The following is a 1542-nucleotide window of genomic DNA, read 5'->3' as shown; positions in this document are numbered from 1 at the left end:
GAGGCTGATAGCTGCTCGCTACGGGCCGCCCCAATGAAGAGCGGTTATCTGCGGCCAGATCGCGGCCCAGAACGGAGTGGCGGCGGTCGAGAGGGCGAGCGTCATCCGTCGGGCCGAGACGGTGAGCCGGGCTCCGGCTCGCAGGACGCGCTCGCGCAGCCGGCGCAGGCTCCAGCCGGTGCCGGAGGCGCGGGTCATCGCGCGGCGGGCGATGTGCATGATCTCGTAGGCGAGGCACGAGATCAGCAGGCGGACCTCGTTGCAGGCGAAGGCATTGACGGCAGGTGTGGACGAGGTCGTCGTCCGTCCCCGCCAATGCGACTTCGCCCGGTTGGTCGACGAGAGCGCCGGGGCCAGCACGTCTTTCAGCTCACCCATGTGGCCTTCGGCCTTGCCGCGTTCCCGGTCGTGCTCCAGGACTTCGTGCCGCGTCTGCCGGGTCCAGTCGCGCGAGGTGACCAGGAAGAAGCGATCGAGCAGCAGGTCGCCCTCGCGTTCCTTGACAACCAGGATCACCCGGCGCGGCCTGTCCCAGCTGTCGGCCTGATAGAGCAGTTCATGGAGCCACATCCGCGGCTCTGTCGGCCGGCGCCCGGGCGGACGCTTCAGGAACGGTGCCGCCATGCGGTCGAGCGCGGCATTCGCTCGCAGGCGGGAGACGTAGTCGATGCCGCGCGCCTCCAGCCCGGCCAGCAGCGCCGCCGAGGGGAAGCCGGCATCGATGCGCACCATCGCCACCTCGCAGAGGCTCTGCTGTGCCCGGTCCACGACATCGAGGATGACATCGAGCGCGCCATCTGAGGTGCCGACATTGCCCGGCCTGAGACGGGCGTCGAGCATGTCGCCAGTCTCGGCGATCGAGGTGATCAGCGGATGATAGATCCGGGCCGCGTAATGGCCGTTCCACTCGGCCTTCGGCTGATGACCGTGGACTTCGATCGGGGCGCTGTCGACGTCCAGTGTGAGGTGCCTGGCGCGTTCGCCGCCACGCTCGGCCCGGATGCCGCACCCGGCCATCTCGAGGATCGCCTCGCGCAGCACCGCAAGGTTGGCCGGCGCCGCGATCATCGCCGTGAACCGCGACAAGGTCGGCTGCGATGCCAGGCCGGCGCCGTCCGCGAGTGGCGTCAGTCCCGCCGACGAACTGCTGGCCAGTCGCAAAGCCGGATCGTGACGCAGGGCATCTGCATCATCCTGGTCGCGCCACCCCTGAGCAGCCAACAGCACGCTCGTGCGCAAGAGCGAGGCGAGGTCATGGGTGACATCCTCCTGGCGCCGGCGGTCGACCATCCGTGCCGTCATCCAGTCCACGATACCGCTGCCCTCGAGGATCTCTCGCAGAAGGATGGCACCGGGATCGCCGGTCAGCCGATCCGCACGCGTCAGGATCGAAAGCGAGCGGTTGAACCGCGGCGAGACCGGTTGTAGCGTTTCACCCATGCATGTGCCCGAAGCTGCCGACGGTTCATGTGTAGCAGACTGATCTTAAAGCGCTTTCAGGCACACGCAAATTTCCCCGAAGATTTAGACGATTAAGCTGGG

At 67.6% G+C, this 1542-nt stretch carries 1 protein-coding gene; it reads right to left on the bottom strand.

Going from position 1 to position 1542, the window contains the following annotated elements; translation table 11 throughout:
- Positions 1–18: 18 nt before the first annotated feature.
- A complete protein-coding gene (locus EU800_RS25960; protein WP_129636343.1) occupies positions 19–1440 on the bottom strand; it encodes an IS1380 family transposase in 1422 nt (473 codons plus the stop codon).
- Between the last annotated feature and the right edge of the window lie 102 nt (positions 1441–1542).

It is taken from the genome of Tropicimonas sp. IMCC6043 (assembly GCF_004146235.1).
Lineage (GTDB): Bacteria > Pseudomonadota > Alphaproteobacteria > Rhodobacterales > Rhodobacteraceae > Tropicimonas.
Note: the sequence above shows the minus strand (reverse complement) of the source record. Positions and strands in the feature narration are given on the sequence as shown.

What these genes read in the sequence shown, in the direction of transcription:
- EU800_RS25960 (WP_129636343.1), bottom strand. Translation starts at nt 1,440, where the DNA reads ATGGGTGAAACGCTACAACCGGTCTCGCCGCGGTTCAACCGCTCGCTT.